Genomic DNA, 245 nt, shown 5'->3' on the forward strand with positions numbered 1-245 from the left:
AAAACGATCAATAAAAATTTACTTACTTCTTCCAGATTGTTAAAGAACGTACAGCACTTGATCTCTAAAAGATCAAACCTAAATCGCAACCATGATTGGCTGACTTACGTTTGAACTTTTGGTGGAGGATGACGGGATCGAACCGACGACCCCCTGCTTGCAAAGCAGGTGCTCTCCCAGCTGAGCTAATCCCCCTGAGATTTACTACAAGGCAGAAACTGGTAGGGCTGGTTGGACTCGAACCA

General features: G+C 44.9%; 1 tRNA gene. It reads right to left on the bottom strand.

Going from position 1 to position 245, the window contains the following annotated elements:
* Positions 1–119: 119 nt before the first annotated feature.
* Positions 120–195 (bottom strand) — tRNA-Ala (locus GEV01_RS30655).
* Between the last annotated feature and the right edge of the window lie 50 nt (positions 196–245).

The sequence above is a fragment of the Rugamonas rivuli genome (assembly GCF_009380165.1).
GTDB lineage: Bacteria > Pseudomonadota > Gammaproteobacteria > Burkholderiales > Burkholderiaceae_D > Rugamonas > Rugamonas rivuli.